The sequence below is a fragment of the Microbispora hainanensis genome (assembly GCF_006874475.1).
GTDB classification, from domain to species: Bacteria; Actinomycetota; Actinomycetes; order Streptosporangiales; family Streptosporangiaceae; genus Microbispora; species Microbispora hainanensis.
In genome coordinates this window covers 1-18,441 of sequence record NZ_VIRM01000078.1, presented here as the reverse complement: position 1 = coordinate 18,441, position 18,441 = coordinate 1, and the positions used below count along the sequence as shown (strand labels likewise).

Annotated in this window: 18 protein-coding genes; 13 read left to right on the top strand and 5 right to left on the bottom strand. The window is 71.5% G+C overall.

All coding sequences use genetic code 11. The features are described from left to right. The first annotated feature begins 40 nt into the window (after positions 1–40). The 6 genes from FLX08_RS37495 to FLX08_RS37470 all read left to right on the top strand — a co-directional run bounded on the left by FLX08_RS37495 (position 41) and on the right by FLX08_RS37470 (position 6,933). Positions 41–1,615, top strand: a complete 1,575-nt coding sequence (locus FLX08_RS37495; RefSeq protein WP_142625011.1) for a GH39 family glycosyl hydrolase — start codon at positions 41–43, stop codon at positions 1,613–1,615. Then, positions 1,612–2,355 carry a hypothetical protein gene (locus tag FLX08_RS37490; protein ID WP_142625010.1) on the top strand — a complete coding sequence of 248 codons (744 nt, stop codon included), beginning with the start codon at positions 1,612–1,614 and terminating at the stop codon, positions 2,353–2,355. Before FLX08_RS37495 ends, FLX08_RS37490 begins: the two co-directional genes overlap by 4 nt. Further along, positions 2,342–4,366, top strand: coding sequence for an alpha-glucuronidase (locus FLX08_RS37485; RefSeq protein ID WP_244313175.1), 2,025 nt, complete (start codon positions 2,342–2,344; stop codon positions 4,364–4,366). The genes FLX08_RS37490 and FLX08_RS37485 overlap by 14 nt, the downstream gene beginning before the upstream one ends. Before the next feature lie 47 nt (positions 4,367–4,413). After that, positions 4,414–5,616 (top strand): SGNH/GDSL hydrolase family protein, encoded by a 1,203-nt coding sequence (locus tag FLX08_RS37480; RefSeq protein WP_244313174.1) that lies wholly within the window; start codon positions 4,414–4,416, stop codon positions 5,614–5,616. Between the two features lie 110 nt (positions 5,617–5,726). After that, positions 5,727–6,359, top strand: coding sequence for a LysE family translocator (locus tag FLX08_RS37475; protein WP_142625007.1), 633 nt, complete (start codon positions 5,727–5,729; stop codon positions 6,357–6,359). Between the two features lie 118 nt (positions 6,360–6,477). Next, on the top strand, positions 6,478–6,933 hold the full coding sequence (locus tag FLX08_RS37470) for a GNAT family N-acetyltransferase (RefSeq protein ID WP_142625006.1): 456 nt from the start codon (positions 6,478–6,480) through the stop codon (positions 6,931–6,933). An 8-nt stretch (positions 6,934–6,941) separates the two neighbouring features. On the opposite strand, the gene FLX08_RS37465 is transcribed toward FLX08_RS37470, so the two are convergent. Then, entirely contained in the window at positions 6,942–7,409 is a 468-nt protein-coding gene (locus tag FLX08_RS37465; RefSeq protein ID WP_142625005.1) for a MarR family winged helix-turn-helix transcriptional regulator, read from the bottom strand. A gap of 255 nt (positions 7,410–7,664) precedes the next feature. Between FLX08_RS37465 and FLX08_RS37460 the strand changes: the two genes are divergently transcribed. Next, a complete protein-coding gene (locus FLX08_RS37460; RefSeq protein WP_142625004.1) occupies positions 7,665–9,062 on the top strand; it encodes an extracellular catalytic domain type 1 short-chain-length polyhydroxyalkanoate depolymerase in 1,398 nt (465 codons plus the stop codon). A gap of 91 nt (positions 9,063–9,153) precedes the next feature. On the opposite strand, the gene FLX08_RS37455 is transcribed toward FLX08_RS37460, so the two are convergent. Further along, positions 9,154–9,987: a PaaX family transcriptional regulator gene (locus tag FLX08_RS37455; RefSeq protein WP_244313173.1), complete on the bottom strand. Its 834-nt coding sequence runs from the start codon at positions 9,985–9,987 to the stop codon at positions 9,154–9,156. A 328-nt stretch (positions 9,988–10,315) separates the two neighbouring features. Between FLX08_RS37455 and FLX08_RS37450 the strand changes: the two genes are divergently transcribed. From FLX08_RS37450 to FLX08_RS37430, 5 genes are read left to right on the top strand one after another with little or no spacing between them, the layout of a single operon-like run. Then, positions 10,316–11,611: an MFS transporter gene (locus FLX08_RS37450; RefSeq protein ID WP_244313172.1), complete on the top strand. Its 1,296-nt coding sequence runs from the start codon at positions 10,316–10,318 to the stop codon at positions 11,609–11,611. Positions 11,612–11,627: 16 nt separating this feature from the next. Next, complete coding sequence (locus FLX08_RS37445; protein WP_142625002.1) at positions 11,628–13,175, top strand: acyl-CoA synthetase; 1,548 nt, start codon at positions 11,628–11,630, stop codon at positions 13,173–13,175. A 3-nt stretch (positions 13,176–13,178) separates the two neighbouring features. Beyond that, positions 13,179–14,249, top strand: a complete 1,071-nt coding sequence (locus FLX08_RS37440; protein ID WP_208761918.1) for an aromatic ring-hydroxylating oxygenase subunit alpha — start codon at positions 13,179–13,181, stop codon at positions 14,247–14,249. Then, complete coding sequence (locus FLX08_RS37435; RefSeq protein ID WP_142625001.1) at positions 14,246–14,467, top strand: hypothetical protein; 222 nt, start codon at positions 14,246–14,248, stop codon at positions 14,465–14,467. Before FLX08_RS37440 ends, FLX08_RS37435 begins: the two co-directional genes overlap by 4 nt. Before the next feature lie 35 nt (positions 14,468–14,502). Further along, positions 14,503–15,486, top strand: a complete 984-nt coding sequence (locus tag FLX08_RS37430; protein WP_142625000.1) for a PDR/VanB family oxidoreductase — start codon at positions 14,503–14,505, stop codon at positions 15,484–15,486. A 70-nt stretch (positions 15,487–15,556) separates the two neighbouring features. On the opposite strand, the gene FLX08_RS37425 is transcribed toward FLX08_RS37430, so the two are convergent. From FLX08_RS37425 to FLX08_RS37415, 3 genes are all read right to left on the bottom strand, one after another. Continuing rightward, on the bottom strand, positions 15,557–16,078 hold the full coding sequence (locus tag FLX08_RS37425) for a YbhB/YbcL family Raf kinase inhibitor-like protein (RefSeq protein WP_167530729.1): 522 nt from the start codon (positions 16,076–16,078) through the stop codon (positions 15,557–15,559). 150 nt (positions 16,079–16,228) lie between these two features. Beyond that, positions 16,229–16,840, bottom strand: a complete 612-nt coding sequence (locus FLX08_RS37420; protein ID WP_142624998.1) for a CGNR zinc finger domain-containing protein — start codon at positions 16,838–16,840, stop codon at positions 16,229–16,231. Between the two features lie 181 nt (positions 16,841–17,021). Beyond that, a complete protein-coding gene (locus FLX08_RS37415) occupies positions 17,022–18,011 on the bottom strand; it encodes a quinone oxidoreductase family protein (protein ID WP_142624997.1) in 990 nt (329 codons plus the stop codon). Between the two features lie 220 nt (positions 18,012–18,231). On the opposite strand from FLX08_RS37415, the gene FLX08_RS41720 reads away from it, so the two are divergent. Continuing rightward, positions 18,232–18,441, top strand: a 210-nt coding sequence (locus FLX08_RS41720; protein WP_208761917.1) for a hypothetical protein, incomplete at its 3' end; no start/stop codon positions are given.

The following is an 18,441-nucleotide window of genomic DNA, read 5'->3' as shown; positions in this document are numbered from 1 at the left end:
GCCGGCACGTGGTTCCCGGAACGGCGAGCGAAGGACGATGATGCGCGACCCTGCCCCCGATGCCCTCGATGTCCACGAGGTCCCGAGCCGGCTGCCGGACGCCTGGCGGTTCTGCGTCGGCACCGGCCGCTTCGACCTGGCGCTGCGCCGGGACTACCAGGAGTCGCTGGCGCTGGTGCAGCGGGAGATCGGCTTCCGGCACATCCGGGGGCACGGGTTGCTGAGCGACGGGATGGGCGTCCACCGGCCGTACGAGTACGGCGGCCGGCGGCACGTGCGGCACGTGTTCACCTACGTCGACCAGGTGATCGACGCCTACCTCGACCTCGGCATCGCGCCGTTCCTCGAACTGGGCTTCATGCCCTCCGGGCTCGCGTCCGGTGAGCAGACCGTGTTCTGGTGGCGGGGCAACATCACCCCGCCCCGCGACCGGCACGAGTGGGCCGCGCTGGTGCGGGCCACGGTGACGCACCTGATCGACCGCTACGGGCTCGACCAGGTGCGCACCTGGCCGATCGAGGTGTGGAACGAGCCCAACCTCAAGGAGTTCTGGCTCGACGCCGACGAGGCGGCCTACCAGCGGCTCTACGAGGTGACCGTCAACACCGTCAAGGACGTGGACGCCTCGCTCCAGGTGGGCGGGCCGGCCATCTCGCCCGGCTCCGACGACTGGCTGGTGCGCTTCGCCGACTTCGTCGTCGAACGGTCGCTGCCGATCGACTTCGTCAGCAGGCACGCCTACACCTCCGGCCCGGCCCGGCACGTGCCGTTCGGCGTGCACCAGACGCTGGCCCCGCCGTCGCGGCTGCTGGAGCAGTTCGCCACGCCCCGGCGGCAGCTCCAGGGCGGCCCGCTGGCGGACCTGCCCGTGCACATCACCGAGTTCAACTCCTCCTACCGGCCCGACAACCCGATCCACGACACGGCCTTCAACGCCGCGTACCTCGCGCCGGTGCTGGCCGCCGGGGGAGACCTGGTGAACTCCTTCTCCTACTGGACCTTCAGCGACGTCTTCGAGGAGGTGGGCGTGCCGACGTCGCTGTTCCACGGCGGCTTCGGCCTGCTGACCCACCGCCAGATCAAGAAGCCGACCTATCACCTGTACGCCTTCATGGCCCGCATGGGCGAGGAGATGCTGGCGCGCGGGCCGGACCACCTGGTCACCCGCGACGACAGCGGCCGGGTCGCCGTGCTGGCCTGGGCGCCGGTGGACGTCACCGGGGGCCCGCCCGTGGACGGCCACAGGGTGCGGCTGTCGGTCCCGATCGGCTCCAGGTCCGGCTCCATGTCCGGCTCCAGGTCCGGCCGGGCCTTCCTGCTGCGGTCGTCGGTGAGCGAGGAGAAGGGCAACGCCTGGAGGGCGTGGTGCGAGATGGGCCGCCCGGCCTCGCCGCGGCCCCGGCAGCTCGACGCGCTGAGGGAGGCGGCCGAGCCGGTCCGCTCCCATCGCGGCGTGCCGATCGAGGACGGGCGCGTCCACCTGGACGTCACCCTCGACCGCCACGAGGTCACCCTGCTGGAGATCACGCCCGTGGCCGACGAGACCCCGCCATGGGCGGCGGGGCAGGACGACCGCCGCCTGCTCGGCCTGGACGACCCGGGAGACCTCCGATGACCGAGACGACGATCCGGCGGTTCGGCCAGGGACCGCTCTCGCGCGTCTCCGCGCTGGTCTACACGCTGCTCGTGGTCGAGCTCCTGGTCGTGGCCACCACCCTGCCCGGCCTGGCAGGGCTCGTCCTGCTCGACCGCGACGCCGCCAACGTCCCGCTGGCCGCCGTCTGCGCGCTCCCGGCCGGCCCGGCGCTGTCGGCCGCGCTGTACGCGCTGTACGCGCTGCACCGGCGGAGGCCGGACCTGACCGATCTCCACCCGGCGTCCGCGTTCTGGCGCGGCTACCGGATGAACGCCGGCGGCGTGCTGAAGCTCTACGTTCCGTGGCTGGCGGGGCTGACCGTCCTCGCGACGACGTTCGCCAACTTCGGCGCGGCGGGCGTGCCGGGCTGGTGGGCGGTCCTGCTCGTCGTCGTCGCGCTCGCGACGGCCCTGTGGGGCGCGAACGCGCTCGTGATCACATCGCTGTTCGCGTTCCGCGCCAGGGACGTCGCCCGCCTGGCCGTCTACTTCCTGTTCTCCGCGCCCCGCGTCGCGCTCGGCAACGCCTGCCTCGTCGTCGTCGCGGGCGGCGTCACGCTGGTCGCCACCGAGGCCGCGCTGACGCTGCTCGGCTCGGTGTTCGCGGCGGCGCTGCTGCTGAACGGCCGGCCGCTGATCGCCGAGGTCACGGAGAAGTTCACCGTTCAAGGCGCGACCGCGCAGGGCGATTCCCCGGAGGGGCGTCGTGACGACTCCTGATTCCGTCCATCCCGCGTGGCTGCCGCCGGAGGCGTTCCGGGCGATCGGCTCGCGCCGCACGCTCGTGCTCGGCGACGGGCTCCTCGCCGGGACCGTGCACGACGAGGTGGCGCAGGCCTGCGCCCGGTATGGCGGAAGCGTCCGCCGGGCCGGCGACGGGCCGTACGACCTCCTGCTCGCGCTCACGACCGCCGAGGCCCTGCCGGGCGGTGCGGGCGAGGTCCGCCCCGATTCCGCGATCGGCGACGAGGGGTATGTGCTCGCTCGCAGGGACGGCGTCACCGTGGTGCTCGCCGACGAGCCCGCCGGGCTGCTCTACGGCCTGTTCCACGTCGTGCGGCTCGGTGAGCGGGCGTTCGCGGGGGAGCGGCCGGCCGAGCACCACCGGCCGGCGATCCGGCGGCGCATGCTCGACCACTGGGACAACGTCGACGTGCACCCGGTGATGGGCCAGGTCGAACGCGGCTACGCGGGCGGGTCCGTCTTCTGGCGCGACGGCGCTCCGCGCGGCGACCTGGCCCGGGTGCGGACCTACGCCCGGCTGCTGGCCGCGTGCGGCATCAACGCGATCTCCGTGAACAACGTGAACGTCCACGCCACCGAGGCCCACCTGCTGACCGACCGGCTCGGCGACGTCGCCGCGCTCGCGGACGTGCTCCGGCCATACGGGATCAGGGTGCACCTGTCGGTGAGCTTCGCCTCGCCCGTCGTCGTCGGGGGGCTGCCGTCCTCCGACCCGCTGGACGAGGACGTGCGCAAGTGGTGGGCGGACGTCACCGATCGGGTCTACGAGACGATCCCCGACTTCGGCGGATATGTGGTGAAGGCCGACTCGGAGGGGCAGCCCGGCCCGTTCGCGTACGGACGCGACCACGCCGACGGCGCGAACCTGCTGGCCGAGGCGCTGGCGCCGTACGGCGGAGTCGTGCACTGGCGGGCCTTCGTCTACAACCACCGGCAGGACTGGCGCGACCGCTCCACCGACCGGGCCCGCGCCGCCTACGACCACTTCGCGCCGCTCGACGGGCGGTTCCGCGACAACGTGATTTTGCAGGTGAAGCATGGCCCGATCGACTTCCAGACGCGCGAACCGGTGTCTCCGGTCATCGCGGCCATGCCCGCCACCCGCGTGGCCGTGGAACTCCAGGTGACACAGGAGTACACCGGCCAGCAGCGGCACGTCTGCTATCTCGCCCCGATGTGGCGCGAGGTGCTCGGCTTCCGCCCCTGGGGTCCCGGCGGGGCCGACGTGGCCGGCCTCGTCGGCGGCGGCGACCTGGTGGGGGTCTCCAACGTCGGCGACGACCCCTACTGGACCGGCCACCCGCTCGCCCAGGCCAACCTGTACGCCTTCGGACGCCTGGCCTGGGAGCCGCGCCTGGACCCGGCGGCGATCCTCGACGAGTGGATCGACCTCACCTTCGTGCCGGCGGCGACGGGGGACACCGAGCGGCTGAGGCGCACGCTGCACGAGATCATGGACGACTCCTGGCGCACCTACGAGCGGTACACCGCCCCGCTGGGCGTCGGGTTCATGGTCCGCCCCGGTCATCACTACGGACCCGACGTGGACGGATACGAGTACACGCCGTGGGGCACCTACCACTTCGCCGACCGCGACGGCGTCGGCGTCGACCGCACCCGCGCCACCGGCACGGGCTTCACCGGCCAGTATCCGCCGCCGTGGTCGGAGGTCTACGAGTCGCTCGCCGACTGTCCCGACGAGCTGCTGCTGTTCTTCCACCACGTCCCGTACGGGCACATGCTGCACAGCGGGTCGACCGTCATCCAGCACATCTACGACACCCATTTCGCGGGCGCCGAGCAGGCGGCAGAGGCCGGACGGCGATGGGAGGAGGCCGCGGGGCTGTTCGACCCGGCCCTGCACGCCCGGGTGAAGGACCTTCTCGACGAGCAGGTCCGGTGCGCGGAGGAGTGGCGCGACCAGATCAACGCCTACTTCTTCCGCAAGTCGGGCGTCCCCGACGCGCACGGGCGGCGCATCCCATGACGGCGCCTGTTTCGCACGGACACCGGGCTGTTTCGGACGGACACTGGGTGCCCACCTGGACGGCGATGCCGCAGCTGACCGAGCCCGGCAACATGCCCCCTCCACCGTTCACGTGCGACGACCGCGTGCTTGCGGACGCCACGCTGCGGCAGACCGTGCGGGCCTCGGTGGGCGGGCGGCGGATCCGGTTGCGGGTGTCGAACGCCTTCGGCGGCTCGGCGCTGCCCCTCACGAAGGTCACCGTGGCGGTGCCGGCCGGGGGACGGGCCGGGGTGAGCGCGGTCGAGGCGGGGACGGTGCGGCCGGTGACCTTCCACGGGCGCGCGTCGGTGACGATCCCCGCCGGGGCGCAGGCGGTCTCCGACCCGATGGAGGCCGAGGTGCCGCCCCGGTCGAACCTCGCCGTGACGGTCTATCTGGCCGAGGGCCAGCGCTCGGCGCACATCACCTCGCATCCGGGTTCGCGGACCACCTCCCACCTGCTGGCCGGCGACCACGCCGACGCCGCCGGCCTGCCCGGCGCGACCGCGGTGGACCACTGGTACTTCCTCGGCGGCGTGGAGGTGTGGGCCGAGCCCTCGGTCGCCGCGGTGGCGGTGGTGGGCGACTCCCTTTCCGACGGCCGGGGCTCGACCACCAACGGCAACGACCGCTGGCCCGACCGGCTGCTCGACCGCCTGCAGACCCGGCACGGCATGGACGGCGTCGCGGTGCTCAACCAGGCGGCCGGCGGCAACCGGGTGCTCAACGACGGCCTGGGCCCCAACGCGCTGGCCCGGCTGGACCGCGACGTGCTCGCCCAGAGCGGCGTGGCGTGGCTGGTCCTGTTCGAGGGGGTCAACGACATCGGCACCGCCGAGGCGAGCCCGGCCGCGCAGAAGCAGGTGGCCGACGACCTCGTCTTCGCCTACGACCAGATCGTCACGCGGGCGCACGCTCGGGGCATCCGCGTCTATGGCGCGACGCTGACGCCGTTCGGCGGCAACGACGCCTACGACGACGAGCAGGGCCGGCGGGAGAGGACCCGGCAGGCGGTCAACGAGTGGATCCGCACCGGCGGCCGGTTCGACGCGGTGATCGACTTCGACCGCGCCGCCCGCGACCCGGCCGACACCCGCCGCCTGCTCGCGGCGTACGACGTGGGCGACCACCTGCACCTGAACCCGGCGGGATATCAGGCCCTCGCCGACGCCGTGCCCGCCCACCTGTTCCGGCGGGAGCCGCTGCCTCCGGGCTTCGGATTCGCCTGACGGGCGGCGGCGAGTGTTCCAGCCCGTTGATCCTGATCACGCTCGTGAACGGCCTGCCGCCGGTGACGGCTGGTCCGGGAGCCCATGCAGCCGAAAACTATGGTGGTCCTATGATCGTTGATCCCCACATCGTCGTCACGTTCTGCCTGGCAGCCCTTGTCATCTCCATCGTGCCCGGCCCCGACATGCTGTTCATCGCCGCCACCGGCCTGGCGTCGGGGCCCAGGGCGGGCGTGCTCGCGGCGCTCGGCATGTCCACGGGACTGGCCGTGCACACGACGCTGGCGGCGCTGGGTCTGGGGGCGCTGCTGAGCGCCTTTCCCACGGTCTTCGACGTCATCCGCGTCGCCGGAGCCGCATACCTGGTCTACCTGGCCGTCACGTCGTTCCTCGCCGCCCGCCGTGACCAGGACGTCCCCGGGGAGGAGCCCCGGGCGCCGCTGGGACGCGTGTACGGCAAGGCCGTGCTGACGAACCTGGCCAACCCCAAGGTGATCGCCTTCTACCTGGCGTTCTTCCCGCAGTTCGTCGACCCGGCCCGGGGCAGCGTGACCGCGCAGTTCTTCTTCCTCGGCGCGTTGTTCATCGTCGTGGGCCTGTCGGTGGACGCCTCCGCCGGATTGCTGGCCGGCCGTCTGGGCGACCTCGTCCGCGCGCGCCCCGCCGTACAGAGGTGGCTCCACCGGATCTCCGGCACCGTCTTCGCCGCGCTGGCGGTGCGCCTGGCCACGGACGGCCGATAGCCCGCACGCACAGCACCGGCGCCGCACGCCGGCCGTGCTGGTGCCCTCGCTAGAGTGGCGTCCGGCCGTGGTTCCCCGAAGACCGATGTCACCGACCACCGATGGATGAACGAGCGCCATGAGAATCGTCGAGGACGACCTGTCCGGCCCGCAGATCGCCGAGTTCCTGCGGGAACACGTGCGGGAGATGCGGTCCATCACGCCGCTGGAGAGCAAGCACGCCCTCGATCTCGACGGCCTGCGCACGCCCGACGTCACGTTCTGGTCGGTGATGGACGGCGACACCATCGTGGGCTGCGGCGCCATCAAGCGGCTCGACCCGGCGCACGCCGAGCTGAAGTCGATGCGCACGTCGGCGGCGCGCAAGCGCAGCGGGATCGCGTCCCTGCTGCTGGAGCACATCATCGCCGAGGCCCGGCGGATGGGCTTCACCCGGCTGAGCCTGGAGACCGGCTCGGCCGGCTTCTTCCTGCCCGCACGACGGCTGTACGAGAAGTTCGGGTTCGGCTACTGCGAGCCCTTCGCCGGCTATCGGCCCGACCCGCACAGCGTGTTCATGACCAGGCGGCTCTGACGACGTCGTCAGTACGCGTCGGGGCGCAGGGCCCGGGCGCACACGGTGAGGCCGTCTCTGAGGATTTCCCGCGTGGTGTCGTCGACCTTGTCCAGCATGACCGCTTCGATGTCGTCGAGCGAGCTGTCGCAGCGCCGCAGCACGGCCGCCCCCTCGGGAGTGAGGCGGGCGCACAGCGTGCGGCCGCCGTTCGGGTGGGGATCGCGGCGGATCAGGCCGCGGCGTTCCAGGTCGCGGATGACGAGGTTCATCGCCTGCGGTGTGACGAAGGCGATGCGGGCCAGCTCCGCCGACGACACCCCCTCGCGCGTGCGCAGCTCGCTGAGCGCCATGTATTCGGTCGTGGTGACGCCGTGCCTGGCGAGCGCGTCGTCCAGGCGGGCGCGGATGCGGCGCTCCAGGCGGAACACCAGGTAGCTCAGGCGGGCCGCGGGTGCGGCGGGCCGGGCGGTGGGGCGGGTGCGGCGGGCGGTCACCGGACGACCATACCGCGCGATCTTCAGAATGTAAGTTTCGCGCTGTAGTATCAAGTGACTTGATAGCAAGTACCTTGATATGCAGTGGAAACGCCTATTCGATCCCGAGGCCCTCGTGGCCGTCTCTTGACCGCGGGCCGACATCGCTTCTATACCGGCTGACGTCACGACTTCCGAGTGAACGGCGATTCCGGAACGTGCGCGGAAATGCGCATGGAAAAGAGGGAACCGCCGCTGATCGAAAAGGAGGAGCGGATGAAGCGATTAATCGCGGTGTTCGCCGGCGCCGTCGCCGCGGTGCTGTGCGCCGCCGCGGCCCTGGTGTCGGTGGTGGTGTCCGCGCACCCCGCCGCCGCGGCCACGCTGACCGAGGTGACCGGCTTCGGCGCCAACCCCGGCAACCTGCGCATGCACCTGTACGTCCCGAACAACGTCCAGCAGAACCCGCCGATCGTGCTGGCCATGCACACGTGCGGGGGTTCGGGGCCTGGCTTCTACTCGTCCACCGAGTTCGCCTCGCTGGCCGACCGGTACGGCTTCATCGTCATCTACCCGTCGGCCTCGAAGAAGATGAACTGCTTCGACAACTGGTCCGAGGCGTCCAAGGTGCGCGGCGGCCAGACCGACCCGGTGTCGCTCATGTCGATGATCACCTACGTCGAGCAGCAGTATCACGGCGACCCGAACCGGGTGTTCGCGACCGGCGCCTCATCGGGCGCGATGATGACCAACGCCATGCTCGCCCTGTATCCCGAGGTGTTCAAGGCGGGCGCGGCCTTCATGGGCGTTCCGTTCACGTGCTTCCCCAACGAGGCGGCCTACAGCCCGGGGGGCAACTCCGCTCCGTGCGTGGGCAAGACCGCGCAGCAGTGGGGCGACGTGGTCCGCAACGCGAACCCGGGCTATCGGGGCCCGTGGCCGCGCATGCAGCTGTGGCACGGCACCAGCGACAACGTCGTGGCCTACGCCGAGCTGGACGAGGAGATCAAGCAGTGGACGAACGTCCACGGCCTGAGCCAGACGCCGACCACCACGGACACACCGCAGTCCGGGTGGAACCGCCGCCGCTACGCCGACTCCTCGGGGACCGTGCAGGTCGAGGCGTACACCATCCAGGGCGCGGGCCACAGCCTCCCCATGGGCGGCATGGCGGCCGTCGCCATCCAGTTCTTCGGTCTCACCGGTAGCCCGAGCCCGAGCCCGAGCCCCAGCCCCAGCCCGAGCCCGAGCCCCAGCCCGAGTCCGAGCGTCAGCCCGTCCGCGAGCCCGAGCGCCAGTCCGTCTGCCAGCCCGAGCGCCAGTCCGTCCCCGAGCCCGTCGAATCCGCAGCAGGGCGCGTCCTGCCGGATCACGTACCGGCCCAACTCCTGGAACGAGGGCTTCACGGCGGACGTCACGATCACGAACACCGGCACCGCCCCCGTCAACGGCTGGACCGTCACCTGGACCTGGCCGGGCAACCAGCGGATCACCAACGCGTGGAACGCCACCGTGACCCAGTCCGGCGCCCAGGTCACCGCGCGCAACGTCTCCTACAACCCCGCCATCCCGGCCGGAGGCAGCACGAACTTCGGCTTCCAGGGCACCTACAGCGGCACCAACACCGCACCGGCCGCCTTCGCCCTCAACGGCGCGGCCTGCACGATCGCCTGACCGGCCCCGGCCGCGCCGCGACGAGCCATCAGGGGGCGGCGCGGCCGGGCGTCAGACGGCCGTAGGGCAGATACGTCAGACGGCCCGGATGTCAGACGGGCAGCGTGTCCAGGAGCGTGGCGGCCAGCCCGGCGGCCGGCGGCTCGTACCGCTGGGCGAGCGTCTGGAAGGTCCGCTCGGCCTGGATCGCCGGCCAGTCCCGGGGCAGGTGCTCGGCGGGCAGGTGCGGATCCTGGCGGACGAGCTGCAGCCAGTCGGTGTGCAGCAGCAGCTGCCGCGCGAGGTCGTCGGGCGCGCCGGGGAACGGCCGGGGGACGTCCCACTGGGCGAGGAACGCCCGGTAGCGCGCGGCGATCTGCTCGATGTCGAACGCCTTCCCGACGAGGTCGGCCGCTTCGGTCGGCTTGAACGCCTTGGCGGTCAGCACGGTGACGTGGTCGCCCAGATCGAGGGACGCGAGCACGTCGGTGACGTCCTTCACGCCCGGTGTGATCCACAGCCCGCTCTGCAGCAGGCCGAAGCCGTTCCAGATGAGCCGCGACCGCAGGTCGTGCCGGGTGCTGCGGCGGCTGTCCGGGATCGAGAAGCCGACGACCGTCCACGTGCCGTCCCAGTCGCGGTTCACCGCGCCGGTCTCCCACACCCGCCTGCGCCCGTCCTCCAGGACCTCCACGGCATGCGGGGTCAGCCCGAAATACACCTTCCGTCCTTGCCGGTGCCGGGTCAGGAGGGTGCGCTTCACCATCCGCGCGAGCGTCGACCGTACGGCCTCCTCGGAGACGCCGAGGCGGGCGAAGATGTCGATGATGCTCCCGGAATAGACGGCGATGTCGCGATGCAGCACGTAGATGCCGAGGAAGCTGAACATCAGGGACTGCGGGCGCAGGGATGGCGCCGCCTGGTCGTCTTCGCCGCCGAGGGTCACGAGCACAGGGTAGACCGAACCCGAACGTCATGCACATCGGTGACGACCGTCAGATCACTGCCCAATGTCTGAAGGTGTGCGATCCGGCGGTCGCCCGGTCCGTGGGTGCGGCCGCCGGACGGGGTAGGCCGGAGAAGGGGCGGCTGCGGGCAGGCGCGCGCGCTCGTAACGGGCCGCCGTTACATATTGGGCAAACTGTTGACGTTCGTTAGAAATCTGCCTAACCTCCGGACGAGAAGGCGAGAGTCCAGCTCGCTCCCGGACGAGGAGCTCGGTCATGCCGAACCTTGCAGTTTCATCCCCCAGCCCGGTACAGCTTCGCCGCGCGGTGGCTTCCAGCTTCCTGGGCAGCGTCATCGAGTACTACGACTTCCTGCTCTACGCCACGGCGTCGGCCGTGGTCTTCAACAAGGTCTTCTTCTCCTCCCTCGACTCCCTCACCGCGACGGTCGCCAGTTTCGGCACGTTCGCGACCGGCTACCTGGCCAGGCCGCTCGGCGGTGTGATCTTCGGTCACTATGGCGATCGGCTGGGACGCAAGCGGATGCTCGTGCTGACCATGACCCTGATGGGCGTCGCCAGCTTCCTCATCGGCCTGCTGCCCACCTACGCGCAGATCGGCAGCCTCGCGCCGATCGCACTCGTCGTGCTCCGGGTCCTCCAGGGCGTCGCCGTCGGCGGCGAGTGGGGCGGCGCCGTGCTGATGTCCGCCGAGCACGCGACCGGCAGGCGCGGTCTGTGGGCGAGCTTCACCAACGCCGGAGCCCCCTTCGGCATGGTGCTGTCCACGGCGGTGCTCAGCGGCACGGCCGCCGTCATGGGCGAGGAGGCGTTCCTGAGCTGGGGCTGGCGGGTGCCGTTCCTGATCAGCATCGCGCTGCTGGCGGTCGGCCTGTTCGTCCGGCTGCGGGTCCAGGAGACCCCGGTGTTCGAGGCCGTCAAGGAGCGGGCGTCCCGGCTGCCGCTGCTCGACGTGTTCCGCGACCACCCGAAGGCCCTCCTGCTCGGGATCGGCGTCGGGCTGTCCGCCTTCGTGGCCCAGGGCACCCTCACCACCTATCTCATCGCGTACGGCGTGCGCGCCGGCTTCGCCCGGCAGGCGGTGCTGAACGCGCTCACGCTCTCGTCCGCGCTGGCCGTCCTGGGCATCGTCGGCTGGTCGGCGCTGTCCGACCGGGTCGGGCGCCGGCCGGTGGTGCTCGCCGGGGCGGTCCTCATGGCGGCGTACGGCTTCGCGCTCTTCCCGATGGTGGACTCCGGCAGCACGGCCGTGCTCGCCGTCGCGCTCGTGCTCGGCCAGTCGCTCGTCCACCCGTTGATGTACGGCCCGCTCGCGGCGTTGTACACCGAGCTGTTCGCCACCGGGAGCCGTTATACGGGGGCCTCGCTCGGCTACCAGATCGCCGGGCTCGGGGCGGGTCTCGCACCGCTGCTGTTCGCCCAGCTCGACGCCTCGACCGGTGGCGGCACGACGACGATCTCGGTGATCATCGCCGCCTGCTGCCTGCTGACCGTGGTCTGCGTCCTGGCGCTGCGCGAGACCAGCCGCCACGACCTGGCCGCGGTCGCCGCCGGGCCCGCGTCCGACTCCCTCGCCGACACGGCGAAACCGTCCTCCGCCTGACCAAGGGGTGCCACACATGCGCAATGCCGGACTGGGAAGCTGGCCGGCCCGCCGGGCTCAGATGAGCCCGGACCGCACCGCGTTCGTGTACGCGGACCGGTCGTTCAGCTACGCGGACGTCCATGTGCGGACGACGAGGCTCGCGTCGCGGCTGTACGACGCCGGGGTGCGGGCAGGGGACCGGGTGGCCTACCTCGGTCCGAACCACGTCGCCTTCGCCGAGACGATGTTCGCCACCCATGTGCTCGGCGGGATCTTCGTCCCGCTGAACTTCCGGCTTGCCGCGCCCGAGATCGCGTACATGCTGGAGCACTCGGGCGCGTCGGTCCTCGTTTACGGGCCCGAGTGCGCGGCACAGTGGGCGGCGGTGGTCCGCGATCTTCCCGGCTTGCCGAGCCTGCGCACGGTGGTGGCGCTCGAATCACCGGCGGAGGGGGAGCTGCACTACGAGACGTGGCTGTCGCAGGGCGACCCCACGCCGATCGACACCCCGGTGGCGCTCGACGACATCGCGCTCATCCTCTACACCTCCGGCACCACCGGACGGCCCAAGGGCGCCATGCTCAGCCACGCCAACCTGGTGTGGAACACCTACCACATCATGATCGGCGTGGACGTGACGAGCACCGAGGTCACGCTGATCAGCGCGCCGCTGTTCCATGTGGCGGCGCTGAACCAGACGCTGCTGCCGACCTTCCTCAAAGGCGGCATGTCGGTCATCATGCCGTCATGGGACGTCGACCGGGCTTACGAGCTCATCGAGCGGCACCGGGTCACCTGGATGTTCGGGGTCACGGCGATGTTCGCCGCGCTGGTGCGGTCGCCGCGGTGGGCCGGCGCCGACCTGTCCTCGCTGCGCACCCTGATGTCCGGGGGCGCGTCCATCCCGGTCGCGCTGATCCGCGCCTACCAGGAACGCGGCCTGGTCTTCTGCCAGGGCTACGGGATGACCGAGACCTCGCCGGGAGCGACCTTCCTGGAGGCGGGCGAGAGCGTGCGCAAGGTGGGCTCCGCCGGAGTGCCGGTGTTCTTCGCCAACGTGCGCGTGGTCCGTCCCGACCTCACCCCGGTCGCGCCCGGGGAGCCGGGCGAGGTGCTCGTACAGGGGCCGAACGTTACGCCCGGCTACTGGCGGGATCCGGAGGCGACCGCCGCCGCGCTGACCGAGGGCGGCTGGTTCCACTCGGGCGACGTCGCCACCCTGGACGACGAGGGCCACCTCTACGTCGTCGACCGGGTGAAGGACATGTACATCTCCGGCGGGGAGAACGTCTACCCGGCGGAGGTGGAGGGCGTGCTCTTCGAACATCCGGCCGTGGTGGAGGCCGCCGTGGTCGGGGTGCCCGACGACAAGTGGGGCGAGGTGGGCCGCGCCTTCGTCGTGCCGCGCCCCGGCGCGAATGTCACTCCCGGCGAACTTCGCGACTTTCTCCGCCCCCGGCTCGCCAAGTATAAGATCCCGATCTACGTCGATATCGTCGACGCGTTGCCCAAGACCGGTTCCGGCAAGATTCGCAAACCTGACCTGCGCCGGCGGCCTCTCCCCGCCGACTCCGAGGAGTGACTCGTGATCGTCACCGAATTCGCGCGCAACCAGTGGTATGTGGCCGCCTACGGCCACGAGGTGGGCCGGCAGCAGCTCGGCCGCACCATCCTGAACGAGCCGATCCTGCTCTACCGCACCGAGGACGGGCGCGCGGTGGCCATGGCCGACCGCTGCGTGCACCGCCGATTCCCCCTGTCGGAATCGCCCAGCCACCTGGTCGGCGACCGCGTCGTCTGCGGCTACCACGGCTTCACCTACGGGCCGGACGGCGTCTGCGTCGCCGTGCCCGCCCAGCAGCGCATCCCCCGCACCGCGCGGCTGCGCAGCTACCCCGTGGTGGAGCAGGACTCGTTCGTCTGGGTGTGGATCGGCGACCGCGAGCCGGGCGACACGCTGCCCCCGCGCGCGCCCTGGCTGACCTCGCCCGACTACACCACCGTGTGCGGCATGGAGCCGCTGAACGCGCGGTACGGCCTGCTCGTGGACAACCTCCTCGACCTGTCCCACGAGACGTACCTGCACGGCGGATACATCGGCACCCCCGAGGTGGCCGAGACCCCGATCACGACCGAGGTCGACGAGGACGCGGGGATCGTCTACGTCAGCCGCCACATGGACGACGCGGCCTGCCCGCCGTTCTACGCCGAGTCGACCGGCATCAAGGGCCGGATCACCCGCTGGCAGGACATCGAGTATCGCCCGCCGTGCCTCTATCTGCTGCACAGCCGCGTCGCCCCGGTCGGGTCGCCCCCGCCCGCCCCCGACGGCACGGACGAGCACGCGTTCCACGTCGAGGTCGTGTACGCGATCACCCCGTCGACGGAGAACAGCACCTACGACTTCTGGGCCGTGGCGCGCGACTTCGCGCTCGACGACGAGAAGGTCTCCGACTTCCTGCGGGACAGCAACCGCACCGTCGTGCTGCAGGACGTGACCGCGCTCAACACGCTGGAGCAGGTCATCGCCGCGCAGCCGGACCGCTACCAGGAGCTGTCGGTGAACATCGACACCGGTGGCCTGGCCGCCCGCCGCCTCCTCGCCCGGATGGCCGCCCAGGGCGACTCCGTGCCCTCGCAGGCCGCCGCTCGATGAGCGCGCGGGACTCCGGCGCGCCGGCCGGCCGCACCGTCTACCGCATCCGCTGGCTGCCGGGGACGGACCGGCTGCACGCCTCCTGCTTCTGCGGGGCGGAGCGCGAGTTCGAGGACCCGGTGGTCCTGTGGGACTGGCTGCTCGGCCACCCGGAGGGCCACCTGCCCCGTCCCCCGGAAGCGCACGACTCCCCGGCACCGGCGGCCGCGCTCGTCTGAGACGCGCCATCCCGAGAAAGGAAGCCTCGGCGACCATGCCCGTCACCGAAGCGGAGCTCGACGTGAAGGTGGCGGGCAAGGCGCCCGTCGCCGAGGGCGTCGTCCTCCTGAGCCTCGTCCGTCCCGACGGCGCCCCGCTGCCCGCCTGGACGCCGGGCGCCCACCTCGACCTGCTGCTCGCCCCGGGGCTGGTCAGGCAGTATTCGCTGTGCGGCGACCCCGGCGACTCCTCGGTCTTCCAGGTGGCGGTGCTCCGGGAGCGGGACGGGCGGGGCGGCTCCGCGTACGTGCACGAGAGGTTGGCGGAGGGCGACACGATCCGGGTCCGCGGTCCCCGCAACCGCTTCGGCCTCGACGAGTCGCCGCGCTACCTGTTCGTCGCCGGCGGCATCGGCATCACCCCGATCCTGCCGATGATCGAGGAGGCGGCGCGGCGCGGGTGCGACTGGCGGCTGGTGTACGGCGGGCGCACCCGGGCATCGATGGCGTTCGCCGACCGGCTGACGCGGGACCATCCGGGCCGGGTGGAGCTGTGCCCGCAGGACGAGACGGGCCTGCTCGACCTCGACGCGCTGCTCGGCGATCCGCGTACGGACACCCTCGTCTACTGCTGCGGACCCGAGCCGCTGCTGGCGGCGGCACAGGAGCGGTGCGCCTCCTGGCCCAAGGGAGCGCTGCGGTTCGAACGCTTCGTGCCCTCGGCCCGGAACGACGCCGCTCAGGGGGAGGGCACGGCGGAGGGCACGGGGGAGGGCGCCTTCGAGGTGGAGCTGGCGCTGACCGGCACGACGCTGACCGTGCCGCCGGGCCGCTCGATCCTGGAGGTGGTCGAGGAGGCGGGGGTCGCGGTGCTGTCGTCCTGCCGTGAGGGCACCTGCGGCACCTGTGAGACGGCGGTGCTCGCGGGCGTCCCGGACCACCGCGACGACCTGCTCACCGAGGAGGAGCGCGAGGCCGGGGACATCATGTTCATCTGCGTGTCGCGGGCCAGGTCCGAGCGCCTCGTCCTCGAACTCTGACCGGAGGTCACCGCCGCTTCTCGCGACCGGTGCCGGAATGCCCGCCACTCTGGCGAGGCCGGGGCACCGTTCAGCTGCTCCAGGTGCCGACGGTCTCGCCCGAGCCGATCGCGGCCTCCTTGATCTGCTGGTGGACCGCTGCGGCGTCGCCATTGGGCGTGATCGGGCCGGGCAGCGCGTACACGACGAAGTGATAGTGATGCACCCCGCTCGGCGGGCAGGGCCCGGCATAGCCGGCGGTGCCGCCGCTGCCCGGCAGGACCCTCCCCGGGGCCCGGCCCTCGGGCACGCTCGTCTCGGTGACGGGGATGCCGGTCACCATCCAGTGGACGTACGTCCCGCCGGGCGCGTCCGGGTCGTCCACCACGATCGCCAGCTCGCGAGCGGCCTCGGGAACGCCGCTCCAGGTCAGCGGGGGCGAGACGTCCTCGCCTCCCTGCCGGGCGCACGCGTACTTCCCGGGGATCGCGGCGCCGTCGGTGAAGGCCGGGCTGCTCACCTTCAGCGCGCCCGAGGGCGGGGTGCTCCCGGCCGAGCATCCCGCGAGGACGACCGACATGAGGACTCCGCCGGACAACGCGCCGATCTTCATTCGCTCAGGATAGGCGGCCGGAGCCGGCGGCGGCATTCCCTTTGGGTGTGCGTCGCCTGGCCGCCGGGGGCGACGCGGGTCGGTGAACGACTCGTCCAGCCACGGGCTGGTGTATTCGTCGTCCGTCGGTGGCAGGGGGTGGCGCGAGGGTCACTCGCCTGAGGCGGCCTGTTCCCGCTTGCGTGCGCGGTAGGCGCGCAGGTTTGCGGCGTTGCCGCAGACCCGTACGTCGTGCCAGACGCCGCTGTTGTTGCGTGAACGGTCGTAGAAGGCACACGGGCAGCGCTCGTTGCGGCATATCTTCAGTCGCCGCCGCTGGTCGGTCTGCTGGGCCTGGAGGCATTCGATCAGCACGAGCGATGCGATCCTCCGCCATCCGGCGCCCGAAGGTTCTGCGACGACGGTGCCACGCTCGTCGACCTGCATCGAGACGGACAGTGTGGGAAGGGCGGCCAGCACCTGCGCGGACACGGCCTCGGCGCCGTCACTTTGATCGGAGAGAAGCCTGCTAAGAGCCCATCTCAGATCCCGCAGCGCCTCGCAGTCACGATCGGTGAGGTCCACAGCAGGAGCGGGCCGACCGGAAGCCGCGCTCCACTGGGCGAGCGCCTCGCTCAACCACGTCTGCGCGGCGCTGGGGTCGTCGAGCCAGTCGGCATGGCGCGGCCTGCCGGCGGGCGAGGTGTTGAGCAGGTCCTGGACGAACGCGAGACCACCGGGAGCAGGTTCCAAGTCATAGCGCTCCGTGGCCGGCCACGTCATCGCGTTGTCCTTTCTCCGGGGGCACGACCTCCCCCGGCGTCACGTAGCACCGACATGGTGTGTCCGCGGATCCTAACGGACACGTCCGCACTGCCGGCGGGCCCGTCAGGTCCTCCCTCGGCGCTGCGGCATACGCCCCGTGTCACCCTGTTGCGGCGTCACCCTGTTGCGGCGCGCTGGGTCACAGGGCGAGCAGGATGCGGCCGAAGGGGCCGCCCTCGGCCAGGAGGCGCTGCGCCTCGGAAGCCTTCTCCAGCGGGAGGACCTGCGCCACCTTCGGGTGGAGCTCACCCTGCGAGACCAGGTCGAGCAGGGCCGCGTTGGCGGCGTTGACCTGCTCGGGGGTGAACAAGGCGAACCTGAATCCGTGGATGTGGGCGTTCTTCCATATCAGGTCGGTCACGTTGATCTCGGCACGGACTCCGGCCGCGTAACCGATGCTGACGAGGGTGCCGCCCACGGCCAGCGAGCCGAGTGCCTCCCCGGTGACCGAACCCCCGACGCCGTCCAGCACGACGTCCACGCCCTCACCGTCGGTCAGCCGCGCCACCCCTTCACGCAGCGACTCGTGCGTGAGGTCGATGACCTCATACCCTGCGGACCGGCCCAGCTCCGCCTTCTCGGCGGTGGTGGCCGTGGTGATGCCCTGCGACGCGCCCAGGACACGGGCGACTTCCACGCCGCCCTGACCGACCGCACCGCCGACGCCCGGCGCCAGCACGCTCCGGCCGCCGCGGAAGCCCGCCAGCTCCTTCAGCGCCAGGTAAGCGGTCAGGTAACCGGCGCCGGTGGTCAGCGCGGCGGCGGTCTCGTCGTCGACGCCGTCCGGGATCGGCACCAGATGGGCCGCGTCGACGGCGATGTAGTCGGCCCACGAACCGTCGGTGCTCACCCCGTACCGTCCTCCGCTCAGCACGACACGGTCACCTGCGGCCAGTCCCGAGGCGCCGGGCTCCTCGACCCGCCCCACACCGAAGCCACCCGGCCGGATCGGCAGCGGCTTGTGCAGGGCGGGTGCGAGTTTTCCCGAACGCACCGTCTCGTCCAGTGGATTGACCCCGGCCACCGACATCCTGACGAGCACCTGCCCCTCGGTGGGCACCGGCCGGCGCCTCTCCCGCAACTCCAGGACGTCATAGCTGCCGAACCGGTCGTATTCAATCGCGCGCATGGCTCGTTCCTCACCTCGGCCCCGCCGATCGGCCGGACGACCGATGGCTCACAGCATGAAAGAAGCTTAACCAGATTGGCTATGTCTGGCTAGTGGCTGGGTCGGGCTCCGCCCTCACATCGGCTTCGCCGTATGTCCAGGTGACAGGCCGAACTAGTCCCGCAGGGCGTCGAGCCGGACCGACCGACATCAACATATGTGACATCTTCACGGCTATGTCTTGCCGAGAGTCGACCGCGAGCTGGGACGCCGCCATGTCCGGGGCGGGACTCCGCGCCACCTCGCCGGTGGCGCAGGCTACTTCGACCAGGCTCGCTCCGGCCACGAGTCCGGACCGTTCGCCGGGCTCACGCCGACCCGGTACGTCGAAGTCCGGCGCCGGTTCCTGCACGGACACCCCGGCCACGTGCTGGACGGCCGGCCGATTGAT

Excerpts from the sequence above, each read along its gene's own strand:
- FLX08_RS37435 (WP_142625001.1), top strand. The coding sequence starts at position 14,246 with ATGAGCGCGCGGGACTCCGGCGCGCCGGCCGGCCGCACCGTCTACCGC.
- FLX08_RS37475 (WP_142625007.1), top strand. The coding sequence starts at position 5,727 with ATGATCGTTGATCCCCACATCGTCGTCACGTTCTGCCTGGCAGCCCTT.
- FLX08_RS37445 (WP_142625002.1), top strand. The coding sequence starts at position 11,628 with ATGCGCAATGCCGGACTGGGAAGCTGGCCGGCCCGCCGGGCTCAGATG.
- FLX08_RS37425 (WP_167530729.1), bottom strand. The coding sequence starts at position 16,078 with ATGAAGATCGGCGCGTTGTCCGGCGGAGTCCTCATGTCGGTCGTCCTC.
- FLX08_RS37495 (WP_142625011.1), top strand. The coding sequence starts at position 41 with ATGCGCGACCCTGCCCCCGATGCCCTCGATGTCCACGAGGTCCCGAGC.
- FLX08_RS37490 (WP_142625010.1), top strand. The coding sequence starts at position 1,612 with ATGACCGAGACGACGATCCGGCGGTTCGGCCAGGGACCGCTCTCGCGC.
- FLX08_RS37415 (WP_142624997.1), bottom strand. The coding sequence starts at position 18,011 with ATGCGCGCGATTGAATACGACCGGTTCGGCAGCTATGACGTCCTGGAG.
- FLX08_RS37460 (WP_142625004.1), top strand. The coding sequence starts at position 7,665 with ATGAAGCGATTAATCGCGGTGTTCGCCGGCGCCGTCGCCGCGGTGCTG.
- FLX08_RS37430 (WP_142625000.1), top strand. The coding sequence starts at position 14,503 with ATGCCCGTCACCGAAGCGGAGCTCGACGTGAAGGTGGCGGGCAAGGCG.
- FLX08_RS37470 (WP_142625006.1), top strand. The coding sequence starts at position 6,478 with ATGAGAATCGTCGAGGACGACCTGTCCGGCCCGCAGATCGCCGAGTTC.
- FLX08_RS37420 (WP_142624998.1), bottom strand. The coding sequence starts at position 16,840 with ATGACGTGGCCGGCCACGGAGCGCTATGACTTGGAACCTGCTCCCGGT.